Origin of the sequence: Flavobacterium cerinum, from assembly GCF_004028155.1 — a bacterium.
Lineage (GTDB): Bacteria > Bacteroidota > Bacteroidia > Flavobacteriales > Flavobacteriaceae > Flavobacterium > Flavobacterium cerinum.
Genome location: NZ_SBII01000009.1, coordinates 36,371 through 61,955 on the forward strand (window position 1 = coordinate 36,371; position 25,585 = coordinate 61,955).

The window sequence follows — 25,585 nt, forward strand, 5'->3', positions numbered from 1 at the left end:
TAATAAACACTAAGTATTTAAATTAATTTTTGTCATAAAGCCAAACCCTGAGTAATGACAGGAGCTGGTCTATATCTACGGGTTTCGTTATATAATCTGATGCACCGGCATTTATACATTTCTCCCTGTCGCCGGTCATTGCTTTTGCTGTTACCGCTATAACCGGCAGGTTTTTCAATTTACTGTTTTCTCTAATCCGGGTTGCTGTTTCATAGCCATCCATATTAGGCATCATCATATCCAATAAAACAACATCAACCTGAGGGTGTTCTTCCAGGGCTTTGAGTGCTTCTTTACCATCTATCGCTGTGACAACATTCATTTTAAGTACTTCAAGGGCCTTTGTTAACGAATAAATATTACGCACATCGTCATCAACTACAAGGACTGTTTTGTCGTTAAGAATGTTATTTAAAAGGTTCTGCTTTTTATAACTGTCTTTTTTACCTCCGCCTTTTTTATTTTCCTCAACAAGGTGAAGAAATAGGGATACTTCGTCCAGCATTCGCTGATAAGAATGCGCCGTTTTTATAACAATTGAATCGGCATATTTTTTAATTTTCACCTCTTCTTTCATGGAAAGACTCTTACCTGTAAATACAATTACAGGAAGATTTTCTAATCCCGGATTCTTTTTAACTCCGTCAAGTATCTCATACGCATGCTGATCCGGAATACCCATATCGAGTATTACACAGTCTACCTCTGCTCTTTGAAGCGCATGTACCCCATCACCAATATCGCTCTTTATTTCAGAGTTAATATTATAGCTTTCAAGGAAATATGCAAGTGCTTTAGCATGCTTTGGGTTGTCTTCAATGATCAATACTTTTTGCGATTCTTTATTTACTATATGTTCAATCCTTTTAAATATTTCTGGCAGCTGATCAAATGCTACCGGTTTGTCTAAAAAGTCAATTGCTCCTTTTAGTAAACTTTCCTGCTTTAATTTATGTGATGACATAATGTGCACAGGAATGTGTTTGGTTTGCCAGTTGTTCTTTAATTCTTCCATTACTTCCCATCCGCTCTTAATAGGCAGCTGTATGTCCAGCAGTATGCCTACAGGCTTATACATCATTGCCAGATTAAGTGCATAATCTCCTCGTACAGACACTACACCTTTATAACCTCGCTTACGTGTAAACTCTAGTAATGATTTGGCAAAATTAGTATCGTCTTCTACAATAAGTATTACCTTGTCCTCTTCGCTAATAGCTTCCCTGTCATCAGGGATATCTTCAGGAATAGAAGGACTTAAATACATATTACTTTTTTGCTCTTCTATTTTTTCTACCAATGCTACTGTTTCCTGAGAAACAAAACTTTCATTTTCAGATCTATCATTCAGATGCTCTACGGCAAATCCTGCAATCGGGATCGTTAAAGTAAATTCACTTCCTTCGTTAGCACTACTCTTAAGTGTTATTTCACCCATTAGCAATTTTGCCAGTTCACGACTTATAGATAATCCTAAACCGGTTCCTCCATACTTACGTTTTGTAGATCCATCGGCTTGCTGGAATGCTTCAAAAATAAGCGGCTGTTTTTCAAGCGGAATACCTATCCCTGTATCTTTAACAGTAAACAAAACTAACTTATCATTCGTTTCATGTTTCTTAACTTCGAGTGTAACAGAACCCTCGGAGGTGAATTTTATAGCGTTAGAAATAAGATTTTTAAGAATTTGTTCTAATCTTACTTTATCACTCTTAATTACTACGGGAGCATTATCGGCAATAATATTAAACTCAATGTTTTTTTCTTTAGCAACTTCATTGAACAGTGATTTTAAAGTATCTGTAATTTCCTTCGTTGTAATATCTATAAACTCCAGTTCCATTTTTCCTGCCTCAATTTTAGAAAGGTCAAGAATTTCATCAATAAGCCCTAACAGTCCGTTACCTGAACTTTGAATTACTTTTGCAAATTCTATTTGCTCATCGTTCATGTTTTTATCATTGTTCTCTGATAATAAACGGCTAAGAAGCAATATAGAGTTAAGTGGTGTTCTTAACTCATGTGACATGTTTGCTAAAAATTCCGACTTGTATCGTGTGCTTATTTCGAGGTCTTCTGATTTTTTTTGAATCTCAGTATTTCTTTCTTCCAGCAACACACTGCGCTCTGCGAGCTCTTCATTAGTTTGCTGTAACTCTTCCTGCTGTACCCTTAGCTCTTCTTCAGATGCCTGTAATTTTTGGGTCTGTGCTTCAAGTTCAGCATTTATGCTTTCCATTTCACTGTGCTGTGTTCTTAACTCTTCTGATTGTGCCTGAGTTTCTTCTAACAGTTCCTGAACACGTTTTCTGTTTTGTGCAGCTGTTATGGCAATCCCTATGTTATTTGCTGCCATGGCTAAAAACTGAAGATCGCGTTTGGAGAACTCTTTGGCAGCAGCCAATTCTATCACACCGGTAACTTTATCATCTATTAACGGTACTGCTATTATATGGGCAGGCTTAATCTCTCCAAGGGCATAAGATATTTTAATATCTTCCGGTGAAGATGATTTTAACTCTAGCATTTTACCTGAAACTGCCGCCTGGCCAGTTAATCCTTCGCCAAAGCGTAAGTGCTTACGGCTATTGTCCAGGATGCAGCTGTAACCTGCAGACCAAATCAGTTCATCTCTCTCCTGTATGTATAAAACTGCGGCATCACTTTTAATATACATCGCAAGGAAATCGACTATATCAGTAGCTAAAACTTCAATTGGCTTTTCGCCAATCATTACGTTATTTAACTTTGCTATACCTGATTGCAGCCATTCATTATTTGATAAAGATTTAAATGACTTATTTAGTTCATGTGCCATATTATTTAATGACCCGGCAACACTGCCTAAAGCATCTGTCTCGCTGTCTTCTACCCTAACGTCATAGTTACCCTGGGAAATTTCCTGCGCTATACTACTTATAACCCGTATTCTAGCGGCAGTTTCCTTATCGCTGTCTTCAAGCTGCTTTTGCAGTTTAATACGTTCATTATAATCTCTTATTATCCTGGAAAAAAAGATGATACTTATAAGCAATGCCACTAAAGCTGCCGATATAATTAATATAGAACTATACATTCCATATTTTTTAGACTCTTCAGTTCTTTCGGTTAACAACTGCTGTTCATGGTTTTCCATGCGTTTTAAGATCTTACGCATGCCTTCCATTAATTTTCGCCCGGTATCCAGTTCATCAGAGGTTATAGCATCGCCTTTCATTTTTTCATTTACCCTTAACTGCAGGTATTTAAAAAACTCATCTTTTAACGGTTTTAACTCTTTTATACTCGCCTGTTGCGTCGGATTGTCTAAAGTTAGTTCCTGTACTTTATCAAAGTACATTTCGGCATCTGCTTCAGCATCATCATAACGTTTTAAGAAATCCTGTTTCCCCGTTACTAAAAAGCCGCGCATTCCTGCCTGTGCATCTATCATTACAGAGGCACCTTCATTAATATTATAAATAACATCCTGTGTATGCGTAACCCACTTATTACTGTCTAAAAGGCTCCTGATGCTTAAATAAGATGCTGTTGAACTAACTAAAAGTATTAGTATCGAAATACCTGAACTTACAATTAAATTTCTTCTAAAATTACCGTCCATAAAGGTTTTAAATTATAATGGCAATACAATAATAAAGCTTGCACCATTATCGGGGCTGCTTTTTGCTGTTATTAAACCATTGTGTCTTTCTATTATTTTATTTGCTATTGCAAGACCTATTCCGGTGCCTTCATAGCTATTACGATCATTAAGGCTTTGGAAAATTTTAAATATCTTATCCAGATAAATTTCACTAAACCCAATGCCGTTATCTTTTACTACTATCCTGCAAAATTTGCCCGATTGCGAAATTTTACTTTCAAAATTTTTCTCTTCAATAATTTCGACAGTAGCCTCTATTACGGGCGCTATTCCCACCTTTGCAAATTTTAAAGAGTTGCCTACAAGGTTTTGAAACAGCTGTCGCAGCTGGCTGGAAACTCCTGTTACCATAGGCATCGGCTGTATTGTAATAACCGCCTTTTTCTGTTCTATTACATAATCAAAATCAGATAAAACTTCATTGAAAATTTCGTTCAGATCGGTTTTTACAGGAACGACTGTCGAAGACAGTCGGGAATAATCAAGAAGGTCTGTAATAAGTCTGGCCATTCGCTGTGCAGAACGTATGGTACGCTGTACATAATCTCTGGCAGTATCATCATCTTTTAAATAACGTTCCTGGATCATTTTAACAAAGATCTCGATCTTTCTTAAAGGTTCTTTAAGATCATGAGATACTACCCATGCAAATTGTTGCAGTTCATGGTTTCTAAATTCCAGCTCTTCATTTTTAACAAGCAATTCCTGCGTTCTTTCGGTAACTTTAAGTTCGAGGTTTTCCTGTGCTTCTTTTCTTATTTCGATTTCTTTAGATAAGAGATCCCTGATATTTTTAAGTTCATTCTGCTGGTCGTAAAGCTTTAAGAATGTCTTTACTTTCAGGATAAGCAAATCTGGATCAACAGGTTTAGTTATATAATCTACACCTCCGCTTGCGTATCCTTTAGAGATAAACTTTTTTTCTTTATTTACTGCTGATAAAAAGATTACAGGAATATCTTTAGTTCTATTGCTTCCTGCCAGGGTTTCTACAGCTTCAAATCCATCCATGCCGGGCATCTGCACATCCATGATAATTAGAGAGTAGTTCTTCTTGAGTATTTTCTTCAAAGCTTCCTCTCCCGATTCGGCAGTATCAACTTCGAAACCCTGAATTTCAAGTATTTTTTTTAAGGCTATAATGTTTGCCCTTATATCATCTACAATTAATATCATAAAGGCACATCATTTTGGCGGAAAAGTAATCCGTTGTGTAAAATACTTTTGATCCTGGCGCATATCTGGTCAAAATCATTAGGTTTTTCAACATATCCTATTGCTCCGCTTTCAAGACAAATTTTTTGATGTTCTTTAGACGAAGATGTAGAATACATAATAACCGGTATAGATTTAAAACGTTCAGATCTTTTTAATTCTTTAAGGCTCTCTATACCATTCATTTTTGGCATATTAATATCCATAAAAATAAGATCGGGTGTTGCTGTTTTACCAGTATTAAGTTTTTCAAAAAGGTCAACACCATCAGTAGCACTAAGGTATACAGCCGTGCTATCTGCCTCTGAAAGAGCCTCCTGAAAAAGTAGCTGATCGTCCTGATCATCATCTACAAAAAGTATTGTTCTCATTTTTTTACCCACGTTTCAAAAGTATAAAAAAGATGTGTTAAACAGGTGTTAATCCTGCAGACCTTAAATTTACATCTAAAACATCAAAACTACGCATTTAGAGTTTATTTTACATTATTTATCACTGTCAATTTATTAAGTCCCATTCACTACTGCCCATATATTTATTTTATGAAATCCTTATAGACAAAGCCAATCGGCAGCTTTCAATGTTTTTGTATATTCGTAGTAATTTACAAAAAAGAAGCACCATGGAAATTGGGATTGATAGTTTTGCCGCAACGCCTGTTACAAACGAAACAGGTACTCCTGTTCACAGCATGAATTCACTTAATGAGTTACTGGAACGTATAGAACAGGCAGATAAAGCCGGACTTGATGTGTTTGGTATTGGAGAGCACCATCGTAAAGAATTTCTGGATTCTGCTCCCGCAATACTACTAGCTGCTGCTGCAAGCCGAACGAAGCGCATAAAACTATCCAGTGCAGTTACCGTTCTTAGTGCTGCCGATCCTGTGAGGGTTTTTCAAAGCTTTGCTACGCTGGACCTTATTTCTCAGGGACGTGCTGAGATGGTAGTAGGACGCGGTTCTTTTACCGAATCATTCCCGTTGTTTGGGTATAACCTTCATGATTATAATGAGCTCTTCGCCGAAAAGCTTGATCTTTTACTTACTATTCGTGATAATGAATATGTAACATGGTCCGGTAAATTCAGGCCGGCATTGAACAATCAACCTATTTACCCAAGACCATTGCAAGACCCATTACCTGTTTGGCTGGGTGTAGGCGGTACTCCCGAATCGTTTGTGCGTGCCGGTACACTTGGTTTACCCCTAATGGTGGCTGTTATAGGCGGTGAAACACATCGTTTTCGTCCGCTAATTGACCTGTATAAAGAGGCAGGAGAAAAAGCAGGGCATTCTCCCGAAACCTTAAAAGTAGGATTACATTCACTGGGCTATGTCGCTGAAACTACTAAAGAAGCCGTTGAAGATTTCTTTCCTGGTTATGCTAAAACCTTCACCCGCATTGGGCGTGAGCGCGGCTGGCCACCCATAACGCGTCAGCACTTTGATGCTCAAAATGGACCGAGAGGTGCTTTATTAGTGGGCAGCCCCGAAGAAGTAGCCGATAAATTATTACGCCACAGCGAAGCTTTAGGCGGTATATCGCGATTTACATTCCAGATGGACAATGCCGAGCTATCGCACGAACAATTGCTAAAAGCTATCAATCTGGTAGGTACACGTGTAATTTCGTTAGTAAATTCTTAAGTCTTACCCTGAGCTAAATAAGCTCCTTTGTTAACGTTCCAATTTTAATTAACCCTTCCTGAACCTGTTCATCCCAATGCATGCCATAACTTAAACGTACACAGTTATTGTATTGCTTTTGCAGGGTAAACATTCTGCCCGGTGCTATGCTTATTTTATGTTTTAGAGCCTGTTCATAGAGTTTAAAAGCATCTACATTTTTATTGAGTTCCACCCAAAGTATAAATCCTCCCTGTGGTCTGGTTACTTTAGTATCGTCAGGAAAGCTCTCTCCAATAGTCCTTAAAAAGTTAAGCGAATTGCCATGCAGTGTATTCCTAATCTTTCTTAGGTGATTTTCATAACGTCCGTTTTCAAGAAAACCGCCTATAGCTTCCTGCGTTAGTGTTGTAGACGAGATATTGTGGAACAATTTTGTTTTTATGATCTTTTCCTTAAATTTCCCCGGAGCGATCCAGCCTACCCTATATCCGGGAGCCAATGTTTTAGAAAACGATCCGCACCACAGTACATTACCGCTCTGGTCGTAGGTTTTTAATGATTTCGGCCGATGTGCACCAAAGTACACATCGCCATAAAGATCATCTTCTATAAGGGGTATATTATAATGTTCCATCAGTTCTACTACCTTTTTCTTGTGCTCATCGGGCATGGTACTTCCTAGCGGATTGCTAAAGTTACTTACCAGTAAACATAATTGTATTTTATTATTTTTAAGCTCTTTCTCTAAAGCCTCAATCTCTATACCCGTACAGGCATTGGTAGGAAGCTCCAATACATTCAATCCTAAGCTTTGTGCCAATTGCAATATCCCAAAATACACAGGACTTTCTACTGCAATCGTATCACCTTTAGATACTAATGATACCAAACAATTTGCCAATGCATTCATACAGCCTGAAGCCGTTATAATATCATCTTCTTTTAAATTCCCTCCCCAGGTATAAGAATGTCGGGCTATCTGGCGCCTGAGGCGCAAATTCCCTTCTACCGGCTCATAAGATGTACCACTATCATCCATTTCGCGTAGTGCATGCACAATTGCTTTATTCAGTTTGGCTACAGGAAGCAGCTCTATAGCCGGAACACCCAATGAAAACTGAATATTTCCTTTCTTCCCTATTTCAGAGTATACCCTTGCAATAATGTTTTCGGTCTCTTCGTGACCTGCCCAATTGTTAGGCTGACTCGTTGTTACAAGATCAGGTAATGTACGGGTACAATGGGTTACATAATACCCAGATTGTGGTCTTGCTTCAATCAATCCTTTGCTTTCGAGCGCATAATAGGATTGTAATGCCGTACTGATACTTATGCCGTTCTCCTGACTTATAAGCCTCACAGAAGGCAGCTTATCACCGGTTTTAAGAACGCCGTCCATTATTTTCTTCTCAATATTTCCCGCAATCTTACGGTAGATATAGTCTGTTTTTAGTTTTTCCATAGTAATTAAACTGTACTGGTCAAATTTACTAAAATTGTATCTGTATTGGTAATAAAATTTAACTGAATTTTGTATGACATCAATCAATAGTAAAAACGTATGGAAACAAAAACAAAAGCGATCATAGCATTGCTTATCGTATGTATATTTTGGGGAACAACCTACCTGGCATTGCGCATAGGGGTAGAAACATTTCCTGCATTTTTATTCTCGGCTATACGACAGGTTAGTGCCGGGGTATTGCTTCTAACGCTTTTATTCATTTTTAAAAAGACCGAAAAAGTAAATTTCTCCGATATTATAAAACAGGTAATACCGGGTATACTGCTTATTACTTTAGGTAACGGAATTGTAGGATGGGCAGAGCTTTATATACCTAGCGGGCTTGCTGCACTGATCATTTCAGTAATGCCAATTTTTCTTGTGATCATCAATGTTATCTCAGGAAAAGAGCAGAAACAATTTAACCTCAAAATTATTTTAGGGTTCGTATTGGGCTGTACCGGTATCCTATTGATATTTAAAGACAACCTTGCTGATCTTGCCAAACCAGAATATATGTGGGGTGTACTGGCTGTTTTTGGTGCTTCGGTATTCTGGGCTTTGGGAAGTGTGTACATGAAGCATACTACCTTTAACACCAATCCGTATACCAATGCTACTATACAGTTTATTAGTGGTGGATTGGGTTTATTACTGTTCTCTTTAATCTTTGACGATTACAGTCAGTTATCAGCCGTAACATCAGACAGCCTTTGGGCATTGCTGTATCTAATACTCATAGGTTCATTATTATCCTATTTAAGCTATCTGTATGCTATTAAACATTTACCAATAGTAATGGTATCTACCTATGCCTATGTAAACCCGATAATTGCAATACTACTTGGCGTAATTATCCTTAATGAAAAAATTACCTGGATAACGGTATTGGCACTGGTTACAACATTGTATGGTGTTTACCTCATCAACTCAGGCTATCGAACGGCAGTACTAAAAGTAAAAAAGACCATTAAAGCTATCGTAAGCTAAATAGTGATTTCTTGTCTTAGTTCAATGCAGGCTTTGTGTATAGACCACACCTTTGCCTATTAAAACAGTTAATTATGGAAAAGATAAACATACTTTACATAGGCACGCATCCGGAGATACTGGAAACTGTTGTGCGACTGATCAATAAGAATGAAAACTGGAATGCTATCGGGTCTGAAAGTAACATCATTGCCATTCAACTTTTCATGAAGATCAATTTCAGTATTGTGTTACTGGGCTGTGGCATTCCTCAGGATGATGAAGACCGATTGAGGGAAATTTTTAGTATTCATAATCCGAAATGCAAAATCGTTCAGCATTATGGTGGTGGAAGCGGACTCCTCAATAACGAAATATTCACTGCATTAGAAAAAGATTATGCATAAAAAAGGGCAATCAATTTGATTGCCCTTTTTTATTATTACCTTCTTTATAATCAATGTGACTACTATTTACAGCATAACAGTCCTTATAAGCACCAGCGGTATTTTCCAGTGTTATATCATAACGCCCATCGGGTAATAGATCCTTACGGACATGCCCCTCTTTAGTTACCCACATTCCTGTAAATTGCTCCTGCTTTTCGGTATTATTTTTAGTGTTAGACTTTGTTAGTGAACTTATTGATAAAAGCCCGGCCATTGCTACTGTTACTCCTAATGAGAGTATCAGTCCGCTGAGCATCATGTAAACTGCTTTCATATGTTTTAAATTAAAGGTTATTTCTATCAAACAAATTTACAACACCAATACAGCTATATTATTGTATTAAAAACATCATTATCTGTATAATTCAAACATTTACTAAAAAATATGGCTCCGAAACCCGGAGCCATGTTCTTAATTAGTTATCAAAGTTGGTTGCCGTAGCAATGTGACGTACTGACTCAAGGTCATTTTTTACCGATTCAATTTTGGTCTCGGCTAAGCCATAAGCATCAGCTCCCAGGAAAAGGTGTAATGGTGGTTGCTGTTGTGAAGCTACCTCTATCATTACTGCTGCTGCTTTTTCAGGATCGCCAGGCTGATTCCCATTAATTTCATTTTCATGCAATGCCTGTATCTCCCTTACACTTGCATAAGCATCCAATGGATTTTGGGGAATATTAAGTGATGAATCTTTTAGGAAATTGGTCCTAAAATAACCGGGTGAAACTACAGTTGCATAGATACCGAAAGGTTTAACCTCAGCCGCAAGAGATTCGGTAAATCCATGTACTGCAAATTTTGTAGCACAATAAATTCCAAAACCAGGGAAAGCACCGGTAAACCCACCTATAGAGGCAATATTAAAAATGTGCCCTGATCCCTGTTTTCTTAAATGAGGTAATACATAACGGATAACATTTAATGAGCCGAATACATTTACATCAAAATTTTGTCTGGCTTCGGTATCGGTAAGTTCTTCCAGTGCACCCGCAAGTCCATAACCTGCATTGTTTACCACTACATCGATTTGTCCAAAGTAATTTACTGTTTTATCAACAGCCTGGGCAACGCTGTTTTCATCTACAATACTAACTGCCAGCGGTAAAAAATTGGTGTGATTGCCTATTGCTGTTTCAAGATCATTTATACTTCTTGAAGTCGCAGCGACTTTGTGGCCTTCGTTTAATAATCGTTTCGCAAGAGCAAGTCCTAATCCTTTAGAAGCTCCTGTAATAAACCATACTTTTTGATTTGAATTTTCCATTTGTCTTTATAATTGATTGTTATAATTTGATACAGCAAAGTTATGGCGACAGTAAAGCGGTATTATTGCAGCATCCAAAGCAATATTTGCAGTATTCAAACAAACAGCTTACTTGCGAAAAACCATGAAATATTAAAAAACAGAAAAGCCACACGAAGCGGCTTTATAGTAGTAGGAAAATATATTGTTTTAGGCTGCAAGCTGGCGTAACAGGCTGCATACGTCAAAATTAGAATTGGCTTTAAGTATCTTGCCGCTTTCTAAATAGTATACATCACAAAACCCTACTTCAATTGCAGTTCCCTTGGGTTCTACCTCTTTTTCATAAAGTTTCAATGTCCCATTATGGGTACCTCTTTCAATACCCTGTACAATAACGTAACTATCTGTAGCGATCAGGTTTTTGATCTCATAAGTTACATCCGGAAAAATTGTAAACCTTTTTTCCCACGATGCTACAATCGATGATTCCCCAATTGTAGTGCTGTTAAAAGGTATATCAAACCATTCGCTTTTTTCATGCCCCAGAGTTTTTATGTACTCAAAGTCTTTTACGTTTATGGCAGCATACAATCCTTGTATAACACTCCTGTTCTCTTCGTTTTTCATTTTGCACTATGGTTTATTTGACGGTACAAACATACTACCCAACTAAACCTAAATAATTGTAGGATACAAAGCAATTGTTTCAAAATTCAAACAATAAAGAACAGCCGCATAAAGCGGCTGTTATCTTAAAGTTATATCTATGATCCTTGAATCTTATTTTCTAAGTAGTTCTTCGACCGCTTTTTGCAATTGCTGATCATCCCCTACATTTGTTTTAGCAGGTTCATTTTTTACTTTAACATCCGGTTCCAATTGGAAATTCTCCATTAGCTTTCCTTCTTTTGTTGTGCGCATTCCTATTTGCGGAATACCAAAAATAGTTTTACCGTCTATCATTCTTTCCCACCATACTGCAGTTCCTGTACCTGGTACCGGCATACCAATAAGTTTACCAATATCCAGTGCTTTATAGGTATATGGGAACATGTGCGCATCAGAATAATTACCTTCACTAATTAATACTGCAGAGGGTTTCTGCCATTTAAACAACGGTTCTGATCCCATTTTTTGCCCTCTGGGCTCAAAGCTCATATAGGGCTTACCGCTTAAAAAAGTAGCAAGGTCATCATGCAACCATCCACCGCCATTAAAACGTGTATCTACAATAAGGGCTTCTTTGTTGTTGTACTTACCCAGTGCTTTTTCAAATACCTGACGGAAACTTTCTGAGTCCATCCCGGTAACGTGAACATACCCTAAACGTCCGTTCGATAGTTTCTCCACATCTTTCTCCCTGTTCTTTACCCAACGCTCATAGGCCAATCTATTTTCCTGCCAAAGTGCTATTGGTTCAATAACCTCATTCCAGCGTTTACCCGATTTAGCATCATATAAAGAAACCAGCGTTTTCTTATCGGCTTTTCTGTTTAAAAGAGCATAGTAGTTTTGCTCAGGGGTGATCTTAACATCATCAATAGCCTCAATAATTACCCCTGATGTGATTTTTTGTTTTGCTTTTAATAGCGGACTCTTATCCATTACCTCAGCAATTTTTACACCATTACCTGTATAAGAATTGTCGATATAAATACCTAGTGAAGCGGTATAGTCATTAAACTTGGTAGGCTGCGGACGGTAGCGTCCTCCTGTATGAGATGCATTCACTTCTCCAAGCATTTCTCCAAGCAAATCGGCAAAATCTACCGAGTTGTTTATATAAGGTAAAAACTTAGCGTATTCTTTCTTATAAAAATCCCAATCCACACCGTGCAGGTCTTCCAGATAGAATTTCTTCTTGAATTGTCTCCAGGCGTGCTCAAACATATAGTTACGTTCGGCTGTTTCATTAAGATTCATATCCGACGAGAAGTTGATAATATCCTTTTTACCGTCTTTAACATTGATCTTAGCCAGCTTACCACCTCTATCAAGCAGGAATAGATTTTCCTCATTTTTATCGAATTCAAGATCAGATCCAATACCGTTCAGGTTAACAAACAATTTAGTTTCTTTTTCTCTGAACTTGGTACGCCATAGGTTGGTTCCTTCCTCAAAACGGGTTAGGTAATACAGATTTTCACCATCTTTATCTAAAATAAAATCAGACAGTTTAGACGAATGGATGGTTAACTTTTCCTTACGGTCATGCAAACCTTCGAAATCTATTTTTAAAGTTTTTACGGCTTCCTCTTTTTTCTCCTTTTTATCTTTACTCTTGTCCTTTTTATCCGCCTCTTTATCTTTGTCCTTGTCTTTAGCATCTTCCTGTTCTTTCCATAAAGCATACTCTGCTTTATTCAATTGGAATTTCTTCTGGGCATTCTCCGTTAAGAAGATCGCATATACATCACTTTCAGAACCCCAGCTACCGTGAGAGCGGTATCCTTCTTTATCAGAAGACCAATATACCATTTCTCCATTCATGCCAAATTTTGGCTGTTGGTTGTTGTATCCGCTTTCACTAAGATTTATCGGCATTTTGCCATCCGAAACATTCAACAGTCCGATATCTGTATTCCAACGCTCATAAGCCATATACGTTACCAATAGCCATTTACTATCCGGGGACCATGTGTAATATTGATCTCCGTCGCTATATGAATAATTATATTTTCCTGCCAAAACAGTCCTTACATTACCTGATGCCCTGTTAAGTATCCTTATTGTAGTACGGTCTTCAAGGAAAGCGATCTCTTTGCCATCCGGTGAATATTGTGCCTGGAACGATTCTTTGCCCGAACTGATCACAGTAGTTTCTTTTATCTGTGTAGCGTCAAAGAAATATTTTTCATTAGTATTTACAATAGTAGCTTCATAAATGTTCCAACAGCCTCCACGCTCACCAGAGTAAAGCAGCTTTTTACCATCAGTACTAAACTGTATATCACGTTCCTGTTCCGGAGTATCAGTAATTCTTTTTGTTTGTCCAAATTCAACCGAAGCAACGAATACTTCGCCATGCACGATAAAAGCGATCTCTTTTCCGTTAGGTGAAACCGAGAATTTTTCGGCACCTTCACGAATAGGCTCCATCACTTTTTCGTTATATCTTTCATCTGACTGTAAATGAATATCTAATTTTTTAGGCTGACCTCCTTCGGTCTGGGTATAAATTTCGCCATCCCATGTATAACATAAAACACCATTATTTGAGCGGCTTAAAAAGCGAACAGGGTGCTTTTTGAAATTGGTAACCTGCTGAGCATTGCTCTCTTTATTTCCCTGCAAAGTTGCTTTCCATACATTGAATGTACCATCTCTTTCACTAAGGAAAAAATAACCATTGTTACTTCCAAAAACCGGGTTACGCTCTTCAGTAGAAGTTTCAGTAACCTGAGAATAAGTATTACTTTTTGTATTGTAAAGCCATAGGTCACGGGTAACTGATGAGTTTTGATGTTTACGCCAAGGATCTTCGTACCCTTTTTTATCATGGAAGAACAGCATTGAACCATCATCACTGTAGTTTGCCATTTCTGCCGGAGTAGAAATAATTTGTTTTTCCTGACCTCCACTCACTTTGATCTCATACAGTTCTGATAAAACCGCAGTAGGGAATATTGAAGAAGACACATCATCCAAACGGGAAGAGTTGAATATTACCTTATCATCTGAAAGCGAAAAGTCACTCGGAATATCATCTGCTGAATGGTAGGTCAGCCGCTTTGCAATACCTCCACCGGATGGCATTACAAAAACGTCTTTATTTCCATAACGCATCGATGAAAAGGCTATTTGCTTACCGTCATGGCTCCAAACCGGATCGCCGTCATAAGCTTCGTGAATAGTTAGCCGTATAGCTTCTCCTCCATTTGCAGGAACTTTAAAGATATCGCCCTGATATGAAAAAGCGATCTGAGATCCATCGGGTGATATGGCTGCATTGCGCAGCCATTTAGGATTATTATTCAGGTTAGGTGCAACCTGAGAATATGTAGTATTTAAAACTAATAATAAGGCGAAACAGAGATACTTTCTCATAATAAAAATTACATTTTGTTATCTTTAACAAATATAATTTATTTACTGTATTCTGTTAGCAAATAATAGGTTTTCACGGTCAATTACCTCATTTTCCAGTTGTTTGCTTTATATACCATCATTTTTATGCCATTCCACCATTTACGCCAATGTTTTGTGCATTGATCCATTTTGCCTGATCACTGGCAAGAAACAGTACGATCTCCGAAATATCATTAGGTTCACCAATACGGTTAAAAGGAGACAATGCAGCTAAACGATCTATAACTTCCTGAGATTTACCATTGGTAAACAATTCAGTGTTCGTTGGCCCCGGAGATACAGAATTCACATTGATCCCTCTACTTCCAACTTCTTTAGAGAACACACGGGTTAACTGCTCTACAGCTGCTTTTGTAGCCACATAGGTTGCATAACCCGGAATCATAATACGATTAACCGATGTTGAGAAATTAATGACCGTTCCGTTATCAGCAAGCTTATCGGCAGCTTCACGCATGGTATTAAAAGTACCTCGCACATTGATATCAAACTGGCGGTTAAAATCTTCATCGGTAGTCTCTTTGATTGTTTTGGTTATCATAACTCCTGCATTGTTAACCAATACATCGATCCTACCATAATAGGCAATTGCCTCATCAAACATTTTTTTTACTTCAACCGACTTGCTCACATCTGCCTGTAGGGCTATTGCATCGCCACCCGCTGTTTTTATCTGGTTTACCACATCTTCAGCAGCTTCTTTGCCTCCGGCATAGTTAACGATTACTTTTGCCCCTGCACCAGCCATTTTTATTGCTATTGCAGCACCAATTCCTCTTGAAGATCCTGTGATCAATATTACTTTTTTGTCTAATGTTTTCATCCTATTGTATGTATTTCATTTATTGCTTTAGAATACCAAACCCTAATTTACAAAACGAACTGTTATTCTGCTTTTTTCAGCTTTACAAAATGCTTGATCACAAAATGAATAAGCTGCAGCGTAAGATTGATGAGTAATTGGTCTTTATAAATATAGGCCGTACTCATATGGGAAGTAAGTTTCTCGAAAAGACCTGATACAGTACAGAATTCCTGTTTACTTATTATAAAGGGTCCGTTGCCGTCCTGATAAAACAAAGGGTATTGCGACAATCCTTCACGCACCTGTTTGGGTAATAGTTCTTCTTTAATGGCAAAAGTGCATTGTGAACCCTTCAGTTTGGGTACCACACTAGCATCCGGGTTAAAAAATAATAACGCATTGTCTTCGCTTCCGCGAATAAAACAGAAGGTGTACCAGCCTTGTTTTGGAACAATAGATGTGTTAATCTGGTAATCCGGTAATGAGGTGCTGCATCTTTTCACAATACGATAAATTATGAAGCAAAGATATTCCTGATGCTTTTATTGATCGTTACCCGTTTCAAATGAATACTTGTAGGATTCAAACATCAATAAAATGAAGTCCACTAAAATTGTTTGAATTATACAATCAATGATTTGCATTTTGCATATCTTTATGATGAAGTTCGTTTTACTTTTGTAGTAACAAAATTAACTCACCTACTACTTAAAACACTATAAATCATGCCAAAGACAGAAACACTTGAAGATTTATACCAGCACAAATTTAACTGGATGCCCGAAGGGCTTCAAAAAGACCTTGGCCACTTTAATGTTTTTAGACATGAAGATTGTGTGGGCCCGGGCAAAGAACCTGTTAAATACACCCGAAGGGATTACTACAAGATAGCACTTATACGCGGTCATTATATATACCATTATGCCGATAAAAGTTTAGAGGTAAACGGAACAACATTGTTATTCTTTAATCCAACTGTGCCCTACACTTTTGAAGCAATAACAGCTTCGGCAAGCGGTTTTTTCTGTATCTTCAAGGATGCTTTTTTTAGCGAGCACCTTCGCAGCAGCCTAAAAGACCTGCCTATGTATACTCCGGGAGCGAGTCCTGCCTATGTGCTTGACGACTCACAGGACGAATACATAAGTAATGTATTCACAAAAATGGTAGAAGAGATGAAAGGCGACTATCAGTTCAAGTTTGACCTGATACGCAATTACATTATGGAAATGGTACATTACTCTATAAAAATGCGTCCAAGCGAGACACTATATACCCATATTGATGCCAATTCACGTATTACTGCTGTATTTACAGAGCTATTGGAGAGACAGTTTCCAATTGAATCGCCGGCACAACAATTTGCATTGCGCAGTGCCAAAGACTTTGCCGGACAGCTTAATGTACACGTTAACCATCTTAACCGTGCCATTAAACTAACAACAGGGAAAACAACATCAGATCATATTTTTGAACGTCTGTTAAGCGAAGCCAAAGCACTATTGCGCCATACTGATTGGAACATATCTGAGATCAGTTATGCCCTTGGATTTGATGAGTCGGCACATTTTAACCATTTCTTCAAGAAACTTACAAACGCTACGCCTTCATCATTTAGAAATTAAATTCCTTTAAGTGCCTATTTCGACAGGCTCAATATGACACTTGCAAATAAAGAAAGGACGACCATTTGGTCGTCCTTTCTTGTTTAGAGAATATCAGTCAACTGATCTCATGAACAATATACATCCCAGTTCAAACCAGCTTTTGCCTTCATCTACAAAAACTATTTCAACATTAGTATTCTCGCCTTTAAATCCAATTCCTCTGCTTTTCTTTTTACTGCCATATTTTTTTATATAGACCTCATCAATATCAACATGTAATTTGTTTTTCACTAAATATATTGCCATAAGCACATTACCCCGAGGATCTTCATCAGGGTTCAGGTATTTAATTAGTCCTAATTCCTGATATACAGACGAAGGATCATAATCTTCGCCTTCACCTGTATAAGTTTCAACAATAGCTTCGTCTTCATCCTCATCTATAATATCATTAGGCATTTTTGGCAATTGATACATATCTGATATTCTATGAAATACTACCTCTGCCTGTTCTTTTTCTGAAAGTCCAAGATTTTCGATTTCCACCAAAGCATCACTTAATTTTTCATCTTCAGCAATCCATTGCTGGATTACATTTTCAGAAAGAAATCCCTCCATACTTTTTAAAATCTAATTAAATTTTACCATATATTTTTTCTCTTGGTCCTTCTTGGGCTAACCATTCGTCGTAGGATAATTCACTTGGTTGAAATTCAATGCCAGTACAACCCGCCTCTTCTATTTCATTTTTAAGTTTTTCAGAAACAACGTACTTAACTGCTCCTTCAACATGTAATAAAATAAAGAAATCCTGATCTATATTTTCAATTAAATGGATTTTTTTTATAAACATACTTCCCGGATCAGAATCTTTTATTTCATTCTGTTTTCTATTAAATTCTTCAAACGTATTTATATCCTCTGTAACCAAAAATGTTCCTCCTTCAGACTTACGTTTTCTTGAAACAATTTCAGATCTTTTGTAGTCTATAAACTGCATATCAATTTCATAAGCATTTAAAATCCAGTAATCAGAAATAAAATTTCCTTTATGTATAATGTCCGATTTAAAAAACTGTAGCCCGGTTTTCCTATAATTTTCAAGAATTGATTTTAGTTTTCCACTTATTAGTAGCTTTAAAGTAAACCCCATCGACACTACACTTATGAGATCAGTGATCTTTGCTTTAGGATACAGGATAGCATTAGCAATTATAGGTTCAAAATGGATTTTTTCAAATTGTGTATGTTCAATAAATCTGGGTTCATCCCATACACTGCAATGATATTCGGCTTTTTCAGCCTGCACATATTTGCCTATTATCTTAGTATCCAAGCTCTCAGTTAAACAAAAATATTTCATTGAATTTAGAATATAATATTATTTATATGAGTATTAGGGTTAAGTATTATAGCTGCTCTAATATTCTGAACAATATTTAATACTGCATTGTATGCCTGTTCTGGAGTCGCATTAGCAGGTATGGCATTTAACTTTTGTATAACTTTTAAATCATAAGCAGCATGACTTCCACTATGCACAATAGTATTCAAAGGTATACCATTAATAACTTCATTCATATGAAATTCATTACCAGATTTTGCTGCTTTTTGAATTGCTGGATGAGTACTCTTAGCCCAAGGGATTATATGATGCGCCTGCCTAGGATCTCCGTTTGCTAAATTTAATACTTTTCTCAATTGAGTTCTATCACCAAAAGTTATTATATCTCCTGTTTTTACCATCCATTTAAGAGTGGTTTTAGAACTACTCGTTATATCAATCGTTTTTTTTGCATATTTGACCCCAACTGCTGCCCATCCTGCAACAGGTATTGCCGAAGCATAACTCAATGAAGCATTAAGACCATCACCCTCAATCGTATAAATAACACCATTGGCTAAATCTGCTACTTCCCCAACAACAGGAACAAGACCAACAAGATCAAGACCAATATGGATCATCTCTTTCGAGGCATGCCAATATACCTTTGCAGTAGACCATTCAGGATGTTCGAGTCGTAAAACAGCACATTGCACAGAAAAATACATTATCCACGGTTCAATATGTGCACTATTTAAATTTACATCTGTAAAAGGATCTATGAGTTGATGATAATTAGTATCAAAGGGTTTTGTAAAATAACCTCCAGTTTTAGTAGCCAAAGCCATTTTCAGAGCATTAATTCCTTCTGATTTTAGAGGTTCATTAATTTCACTTTCAGCTAATATAGTAAGCATCTCTCTGGGAAATTCAAGTCCATTTGCATAGTATTGAATATGTTTAAAAATAGCTTCTGAAACTTCAGGATATTTATCCATAATGGCTTTTTGAGGAGCTGTTAGGCTATTTAAAAATACCTGATTATAAGAAATTCCGCTACCTCCACCAGCACCGCCTCCCCCACCAGTACCACCAACAAAAGTGTAAACATTATGACATTCTGTAACAGAACTTATTTGATAATGCGCATTATTAACATATCCTATATCGCAAGTATCACCTATCATATGACCACCTCCATTACTGCATGGCACCTCACTAATAAAAGTTGTAGTCGTACATTCTTCTGTAACCATAATTCCGTCGGTCACCTTGCCTGAAACAAATTGAGCTGTTCCCTGAATATTATAGTCTATATCATATACCTCCATTAAGCCTGTAAACATCTTTATGTTGAAAGGAGCTGTTCCATCTTTAGGAGAATACTTAACAAACAGGGCATTTTCAACATTCTTATTATCTATTGTTACTACAAAAAATAAATGATAAGGCTGTTCCTCAGAATATTCACTTACATATAAAGAATAGTTCGTATAATTTGTAGTTACGATCTTTTCAAAATACTTTTCATCATATTCAGTAATACTACTCTTTTGCAATTCTTTTCTTAAAGTAATCTCAGTTAGAGAATTTCTAATTTCAGGAGTATTAAGTCTTGAGAATAAATCCCGGGCATTGACCCATTCAGGATGGGGAGCTTTATTTTCATTTATCTCATGCAAATTAATATCCTCATTTTGGCATGATAAAAAAAAAGTAAAAAAGCAGATTACCGTTATCCTGATAATCATTCGCAATTTTTGTTTCATTGTTAGTAATTTTAATGATTAGTAATTGATAAAGAGAAAAAACATTTTTACAATGTAAATTCTGACAAGACAAATCTAATTAATTAATTTTAAGAACAATTGCGGGAAATCCGCACTTTTTTAATAAACAAGAAAGGACGACCATTTGGTCGTCCTTTCTACAATAATAATTGTCGGCTCTGCTCCTAACATTTGTTGTTTGGCAGAGTGTTCTTTAATATTATTTTGGTTTCTTAACCGTGATAGTATCGGTAGTAACCGATATAGTATCTTTAGCTCCAGTCTCGTCAATTGTCGTTTCAGTAGAAGTGATCGTATCACCGTCTCCTTCAATAACAGTTTCTGATTCGGTGGTAACTTCTTTTTTGTCTTTACAAGATGTAAAACTAAGTCCTGCAACTAGCAAAGAAACCATTAGAGTATTTCTTAAAAATGCCTTTCTCATAAGTAGTGTGTTTTTTAGATTAATATTAGACTAATCTCAAAGTTAAAACTTTAAACACTTAAGTATTCCCATAATTTTATTAAAAAAAACTTAAATAGTTAATTTAAAACTATTCTCAATTTTTTAAATGTAGTCATTTCTTGTCCTGGTTCAAGGTTTTGGATTAGCTGATACTGTAGTTTTACACTATCAATTTAACCCTTATTATAAATTATAAATCACTAACTTTAACTCTACAAAACTACATACTATGTCAAATATTGGCCTTATACTCGAAGAACGTCCCAGTGATATTGGTAATTTTATGGTAGGCAGACTTTTACCTTTTAGAGGTAAAAGAACTGTAGGACCTTTTGCCTTTATAGACCACATGGGGCCTACGGCATTAAACGATCATGAAAACCTTGATATTGGTCCTCACCCACATATTGGACTGTCTACGCTTACTTATTTGTTTGAAGGAAATATAATGCACCGCGACAGTTTAGGCACCGAAATAGAAATTAAACCCGGACAGGTAAACTGGATGACCTCGGGTAAAGGTATTGTTCACTCGGAACGCACACCGGAACGTTTGCGCCACTCCGACAAGCACCTTCATGGATTGCAAATATGGGTGGCATTACCAAAGCATTTGGAACAGATAGAACCTTCATTTGCACACATTGAGGAAAACGGACTCCCGCAATGGAAAATTGGCGATGTTTCGGTAAAACTTATCGCTGGTGAAGCTTTTGGAAAAAAGTCAGATGTACCGGTTTACAGCCCACTTTACTTTTTAGAATTTAAAAGTACTACAAAACAAAAAATGACCATTGGTAGTGAGCTGTATGGAGAAAGCGGTCTTTACATTCTTGAAGGAAGTATAGAAAGCGATGGTGATACTTTTTTACCTAAGCAGTTATTAGTCGCAAAAGACACTTCCCTTTGTGAGTTTACAATCAACGAAAATACAACCGTATACATTTTTGGCGGCGAGCCTTTTGAAGAACCAAGATATATTTACTGGAACTTTGTTGCTACTTCTTTAGAATTGATAGAAGATGCTAAAAAACGATGGAAAGAACAAACCTTCCCTAAAATTGAAGGTGAAACCGGTTTTGTACCATTACCCGAAGAAATTAAAAGTTTTAATATTAAAAAATAAACCACTTATGGAAATAGAAAGATTTGACGACGGTAAAAAAGGCCATTTTAAAGCTGTAGAAAATGATGTTGAAGCCGGGCTAATGACTTACGTATGGGCCGGAGAAGGCAAAATAATAATTGACCATACCGAAGGAAACCCTGAGTTTAAAGGTGTAGGTATAAAAATGCTTAACAAAGTCGTTGATTATGCACGTGAAAACAACGTGAAGATCATTCCACTTTGCCCTTTTGCCAAAAAGATGTTTGACAGAACGGAAAGCATACGCGACGTACTTGCATAAATCCCTAATCAAACTATAGAATGAATTTCTTAGTACTTATAAATACCGTGATCTTTATTTTGCTTTCCTTCCTGCACTTTTACTGGGCTTTAGGCGGTAACTGGGGAATGGAAGGTGTGGTGCCTACATTTTCGGATGGAAAGAAAACATTTAAGCCCGGCCTTCATGGAACAATGGGTGTAGGTATTGCAATGGGAGCCTGTGCATTTATAACCATTGGAAACACAGGAATATTTGATCAGTCGCTAAGCCATACTTTTATAAAATATGCTACTCTGGCGATCGGAGCCTTATTCCTTTTAAGGGCTATAGGTGAATTTAAATATGTTGGATTCTTTAAAAAGGTAAAAGGGACATTGTTTGCTAAAAACGACACCCATTATTACAGTCCACTATGCTTAACTGTTGCGGCGGTAAGTTTTTTAATTATCTGGTTATCATAATAAAAAAAGGACAATCAAATGATTGTCCTTTTTTACTTTACTTCAAAGACTATTATTTCAAAGAAGCCATGTCAATTACAAATCTGTATTTTACATCACTTTTTTCCATACGCTCGTAAGCCTTATTAATATAATCCATATTGATCACTTCAACTTCAGATACAATATTGTGCTCTGCACAGTAATCAAGCATCTCTTGTGTTTCGGCTATACCGCCAATAAGGCTTCCCATAATGCTTCTGCGTTTACCTATAAGTGTAAAAGCCTGTAAAGGCTCACCTGCAGGAGGTACACCTACAACAATCATAGTTCCGTTTTTCTTAAGCAGGTTCAGGTATGTGTTGTAATCATGTTTCGCCGAAACTGTATTTAGTATAACATCGAAACTATTTACCAATGAAGCCATAACTTCCGGGTTTGATGTAAGTGCAAAATGGTGTGCTCCCAGTTTTTTTGCATCGGCTTCTTTAGATGGAGATCCACTAAGCATTGTTACCTCTGCACCAAAAGAGGCTGCAAATTTAACGGCCATATGACCCAATCCACCCAAACCTAATACAGCCACTTTATGACCTTTACCTACTTTTAAATGACGTAATGGCGAGTAAGTAGTGATACCTGCGCAAAGCAATGGTGCTACGCCGCTTAACGGCAATTTGTCTGACACATGAAGCGTATATTTTTCATCTACTGTAATAGTAGTAGAATAACCACCATAAGTAGGGATCTTTGTTCCTCTTTCGTAGCTGTTATAAGTTCCTGTCATACCTTCATCACAGTATTGCTCTTCGCCTTCAAGACAGCTTTGGCACTGCCTGCATGAATCTACGAAACAGCCAACTCCGGCTAACTCACCTACTTTAAAGTTCTTTACATCGTCGCCTGTTTTTATGATCCTTCCCACGATCTCATGACCGGGTACTAACGGATAAATAGCAGGACCCCAATCGCCTTTAGCTGTATGGATATCTGAATGGCATACACCGCTGTACAATATCTCTATCTGTACCTGGTTAGCCCCTACTTCTTTTCTTTCAAACTCAAATGGTTTTAAAGGAGTCTCAGCATCATATGCTGCAAAAGCTTTTACTTGTATCATTATATAGCGTTTTTGGTTTATTCGTTGGTTTTGTTTTTACAGATCAGCCTGAGCTTATCGGCCAGTTCCCTCCTATAAGTAATACCTATGGGGATAGGCATGTTTTTAATGGTTACATGGTCTTTCATGACCTCTTCAACTTTATTGAGCGCAATAATATATGATTTGTGTGCTCTCATAAACAGTGAAGAAGGCAGGCATTTTTCGAATTCATTGGTTGTTATCGTTGCCAGATAATTGCGTTTCTGCGTAAAGATCTTTACATAATTACCATAACTCTGGGCATATAGTATGGCATCTACATCAATATCAATAATATCGCTGTCTACCTTAACACTTATGCTTGTTGTGATTTCTTCTTCCGTTTCTGCTGCAGGCAAATTACTTTCCAGTTCAAAAAAGCGTTCTATTGCCTTTAAGAACCTTGGATAAAATATGGGTTTTAGCAGATAATCCAGTACACCGTATTCATAACTTTCCAGAGCAAATTCGCTGTAGGCAGTAGTAAGGATAGTGCGTGGTGGTTTTGCCAGTTTTTGCAGCATCTCTATACCCGATATCTGGGGCATATCAATATCCAGGAACATAAGATCGGGTGTGTTATTTTCAAGATAGTGCATCGCCTCTACCCCATTGTATCCCTGAAAAACAAGTTCCAGCGAGGGATTTTGCTTAATATAATTTGCCAGCACATAATGTGCAGCAGGCTCATCATCTATGATAATGCATTTTTTAACAGACTGATTCATAACCTTTTTAGCTGTAATTGTAAATTTACGGTATAAATATCAGTTTCTTTTATATCCAGTGAATAATCACTGCCATACAACAGCCTTAAACGTTCGGTAGTATTCTTGATACCAATTTTTGTAGACACGACATCGTTCTTTTTCTCGGGCAGTGAGTTTTTAACCACAAGCTCCAGTTTACCTTCGTGTACTGTAAGGTTCACATCTACAAAACACTTTTCTATAGTGCAGGTGCCATGCTTAAAAGCATTCTCTACGAAACAGATAAGCAGCATAGGCGGTATCTTGTAGGCATTATCGTTATCTATACTGCTGCTGAATTTGATATCACAACGATACCCAACACGTTCCCTCTCTAATTCGATATAACTGCTTATAAAGTTTATCTCATCTTCCAGTGCTACACACTGCCTTTGATTGCTTTCCAGCTGATAACGCATAAGCTGCGATACGTGCATGATCAGTTCTGGTGTACGTTCAGGATATTGCAGGCTGATACCATACAACGTATTGAACGTATTGAACAAAAAATGCGGGTTAAGCTGTTCTCTTAAGGAGTTAAGCTGTGCCTGATTGTACAATAATTTCTCGCTATCAAGATCTTTTCGTTCGCGGTAAAACTTAAGTATGATAATTACCGAGAGTATACAAATAAGCGTGGCTGCCAGTGTTGCCATCTGAAACACATAGCTTTTTTGCTCGGACGATTTATAAAGGAAGCAGTTTTTATAGATCCAGAGGGAAGATACTTCAAACAGTATTACTGAAAAAGCAAGAAGCAGCATAGCACTCAATAAAATATAGAGCAATGGTTTATGCTTTTTTAAAAGTAGTGGCAGCAGAAAAAAACGATTGATCTGAGCATGGGCAAACAGTATAAGGAAATATGCACAGCCCGACCATATACCGCGCCATGACTTAATTAATATCCAGTCGTTTAACGTGAAAAGTATAAAAGAGAAAACAAGTATAAGTACTTCCTGCCACCATTTGTTCTCAATTATATTTCTAAAAAATTTATTCATCAATTTCATTTTCTTACTGCAAAGTACGCACTAATCTCGTAATAGCAGTCAATTTGTGTGACGAATTCAATTCATCATATGACGAGTTCAATTCATCATTTAATACCATAACAACCCAGATACACGCAGTAAATTTGCGC

The 25,585-nt window shown here is 37.1% G+C and carries 24 protein-coding genes; 7 read left to right on the top strand and 17 right to left on the bottom strand.

The annotated features are described in order from the left end of the window. Window positions 1-22: 22 nt before the first annotated feature. The 3 genes from EPI11_RS12595 to EPI11_RS12605 are packed head-to-tail and all read right to left on the bottom strand — an operon-like array spanning window position 23 to window position 5,232. Entirely contained in the window at window positions 23-3,604 is a 3,582-nt protein-coding gene (locus EPI11_RS12595; RefSeq protein ID WP_128390337.1) for a response regulator, read from the bottom strand. Between the two features lie 12 nt (window positions 3,605-3,616). Then, window positions 3,617-4,822 (bottom strand): hybrid sensor histidine kinase/response regulator, encoded by a 1,206-nt coding sequence (locus EPI11_RS12600; protein ID WP_128390338.1) that lies wholly within the window; start codon window positions 4,820-4,822, stop codon window positions 3,617-3,619. After that, a complete protein-coding gene (locus EPI11_RS12605) occupies window positions 4,819-5,232 on the bottom strand; it encodes a response regulator (RefSeq protein WP_128390339.1) in 414 nt (137 codons plus the stop codon). Before EPI11_RS12605 ends, EPI11_RS12600 begins: the two co-directional genes overlap by 4 nt. A gap of 251 nt (window positions 5,233-5,483) precedes the next feature. On the opposite strand from EPI11_RS12605, the gene EPI11_RS12610 reads away from it, so the two are divergent. After that, complete coding sequence (locus EPI11_RS12610) at window positions 5,484-6,509, top strand: LLM class flavin-dependent oxidoreductase (protein ID WP_128390340.1); 1,026 nt, start codon at window positions 5,484-5,486, stop codon at window positions 6,507-6,509. 13 nt (window positions 6,510-6,522) lie between these two features. On the opposite strand, the gene EPI11_RS12615 is transcribed toward EPI11_RS12610, so the two are convergent. Then, entirely contained in the window at window positions 6,523-7,953 is a 1,431-nt protein-coding gene (locus EPI11_RS12615) for an aminotransferase-like domain-containing protein (RefSeq protein ID WP_128390341.1), read from the bottom strand. A 99-nt stretch (window positions 7,954-8,052) separates the two neighbouring features. On the opposite strand from EPI11_RS12615, the gene EPI11_RS12620 reads away from it, so the two are divergent. Both EPI11_RS12620 and EPI11_RS12625 read left to right on the top strand, forming a co-directional pair. After that, entirely contained in the window at window positions 8,053-8,985 is a 933-nt protein-coding gene (locus tag EPI11_RS12620) for a DMT family transporter (RefSeq protein ID WP_128390342.1), read from the top strand. Between the two features lie 74 nt (window positions 8,986-9,059). After that, window positions 9,060-9,371 carry a hypothetical protein gene (locus EPI11_RS12625; RefSeq protein ID WP_241657621.1) on the top strand — a complete coding sequence of 104 codons (312 nt, stop codon included), beginning with the start codon at window positions 9,060-9,062 and terminating at the stop codon, window positions 9,369-9,371. Window positions 9,372-9,381: 10 nt separating this feature from the next. Here the strand turns inward: EPI11_RS12625 and EPI11_RS12630 are convergent, their stop codons facing one another. The 6 genes from EPI11_RS12630 to EPI11_RS12655 form a co-directional block, all read right to left on the bottom strand. Continuing rightward, the gene (locus tag EPI11_RS12630) at window positions 9,382-9,687 is read right to left on the bottom strand and encodes an Atu4866 domain-containing protein (protein ID WP_128390343.1); all 306 of its coding nucleotides are present in this window, start codon (window positions 9,685-9,687) and stop codon (window positions 9,382-9,384) included. A 142-nt stretch (window positions 9,688-9,829) separates the two neighbouring features. Continuing rightward, a complete protein-coding gene (locus EPI11_RS12635; RefSeq protein WP_128390344.1) occupies window positions 9,830-10,678 on the bottom strand; it encodes an SDR family NAD(P)-dependent oxidoreductase in 849 nt (282 codons plus the stop codon). A 189-nt stretch (window positions 10,679-10,867) separates the two neighbouring features. Further along, a complete protein-coding gene (locus EPI11_RS12640; RefSeq protein WP_128390345.1) occupies window positions 10,868-11,287 on the bottom strand; it encodes an ester cyclase in 420 nt (139 codons plus the stop codon). 153 nt (window positions 11,288-11,440) lie between these two features. Then, on the bottom strand, window positions 11,441-14,707 hold the full coding sequence (locus EPI11_RS12645; RefSeq protein WP_128390346.1) for a S41 family peptidase: 3,267 nt from the start codon (window positions 14,705-14,707) through the stop codon (window positions 11,441-11,443). Window positions 14,708-14,831: 124 nt separating this feature from the next. Continuing rightward, window positions 14,832-15,572, bottom strand: a complete 741-nt coding sequence (locus EPI11_RS12650) for an SDR family oxidoreductase (RefSeq protein WP_128390347.1) — start codon at window positions 15,570-15,572, stop codon at window positions 14,832-14,834. Between the two features lie 62 nt (window positions 15,573-15,634). Continuing rightward, entirely contained in the window at window positions 15,635-16,057 is a 423-nt protein-coding gene (locus EPI11_RS12655) for a hypothetical protein (RefSeq protein ID WP_128390348.1), read from the bottom strand. A gap of 222 nt (window positions 16,058-16,279) precedes the next feature. On the opposite strand from EPI11_RS12655, the gene EPI11_RS12660 reads away from it, so the two are divergent. Continuing rightward, entirely contained in the window at window positions 16,280-17,179 is a 900-nt protein-coding gene (locus EPI11_RS12660; protein ID WP_128390349.1) for a helix-turn-helix domain-containing protein, read from the top strand. Window positions 17,180-17,272: 93 nt separating this feature from the next. Here EPI11_RS12660 and EPI11_RS12665 read toward each other — a convergent pair whose 3' ends face one another. The 4 genes from EPI11_RS12665 to EPI11_RS12680 all read right to left on the bottom strand — a co-directional run bounded on the left by EPI11_RS12665 (window position 17,273) and on the right by EPI11_RS12680 (window position 20,699). Beyond that, the gene (locus tag EPI11_RS12665) at window positions 17,273-17,779 is read right to left on the bottom strand and encodes a hypothetical protein (protein ID WP_128390350.1); all 507 of its coding nucleotides are present in this window, start codon (window positions 17,777-17,779) and stop codon (window positions 17,273-17,275) included. 16 nt (window positions 17,780-17,795) lie between these two features. Further along, window positions 17,796-18,524: an imm11 family protein gene (locus EPI11_RS12670; protein ID WP_128390351.1), complete on the bottom strand. Its 729-nt coding sequence runs from the start codon at window positions 18,522-18,524 to the stop codon at window positions 17,796-17,798. 5 nt (window positions 18,525-18,529) lie between these two features. Further along, the gene (locus EPI11_RS12675) at window positions 18,530-20,254 is read right to left on the bottom strand and encodes an AHH domain-containing protein (RefSeq protein WP_128390352.1); all 1,725 of its coding nucleotides are present in this window, start codon (window positions 20,252-20,254) and stop codon (window positions 18,530-18,532) included. Window positions 20,255-20,474: 220 nt separating this feature from the next. Next, window positions 20,475-20,699: a hypothetical protein gene (locus tag EPI11_RS12680; RefSeq protein WP_128390353.1), complete on the bottom strand. Its 225-nt coding sequence runs from the start codon at window positions 20,697-20,699 to the stop codon at window positions 20,475-20,477. A 250-nt stretch (window positions 20,700-20,949) separates the two neighbouring features. Here EPI11_RS12680 and EPI11_RS12685 point away from each other — a divergent pair, with 250 nt between their 5' ends. Genes EPI11_RS12685 through EPI11_RS12695 form a run of 3 tightly spaced genes read left to right on the top strand, consistent with a single transcriptional unit; the run spans window position 20,950 to window position 22,572 of the window. Next, window positions 20,950-21,846, top strand: a complete 897-nt coding sequence (locus tag EPI11_RS12685; RefSeq protein ID WP_128390354.1) for a pirin family protein — start codon at window positions 20,950-20,952, stop codon at window positions 21,844-21,846. A gap of 7 nt (window positions 21,847-21,853) precedes the next feature. Continuing rightward, window positions 21,854-22,129, top strand: a complete 276-nt coding sequence (locus EPI11_RS12690; RefSeq protein ID WP_128390355.1) for a GNAT family N-acetyltransferase — start codon at window positions 21,854-21,856, stop codon at window positions 22,127-22,129. 20 nt (window positions 22,130-22,149) lie between these two features. Further along, window positions 22,150-22,572: a DUF3995 domain-containing protein gene (locus tag EPI11_RS12695; protein WP_128390356.1), complete on the top strand. Its 423-nt coding sequence runs from the start codon at window positions 22,150-22,152 to the stop codon at window positions 22,570-22,572. A gap of 52 nt (window positions 22,573-22,624) precedes the next feature. Here the strand turns inward: EPI11_RS12695 and EPI11_RS12700 are convergent, their stop codons facing one another. From EPI11_RS12700 to EPI11_RS12710, 3 genes are read right to left on the bottom strand one after another with little or no spacing between them, the layout of a single operon-like run. Continuing rightward, window positions 22,625-23,671 carry an NAD(P)-dependent alcohol dehydrogenase gene (locus EPI11_RS12700; protein ID WP_128390357.1) on the bottom strand — a complete coding sequence of 349 codons (1,047 nt, stop codon included), beginning with the start codon at window positions 23,669-23,671 and terminating at the stop codon, window positions 22,625-22,627. A gap of 17 nt (window positions 23,672-23,688) precedes the next feature. Next, window positions 23,689-24,420: a LytR/AlgR family response regulator transcription factor gene (locus EPI11_RS12705; protein ID WP_128390358.1), complete on the bottom strand. Its 732-nt coding sequence runs from the start codon at window positions 24,418-24,420 to the stop codon at window positions 23,689-23,691. Then, on the bottom strand, window positions 24,417-25,445 hold the full coding sequence (locus EPI11_RS12710; protein WP_128390359.1) for a sensor histidine kinase: 1,029 nt from the start codon (window positions 25,443-25,445) through the stop codon (window positions 24,417-24,419). Before EPI11_RS12710 ends, EPI11_RS12705 begins: the two co-directional genes overlap by 4 nt. Between the last annotated feature and the right edge of the window lie 140 nt (window positions 25,446-25,585).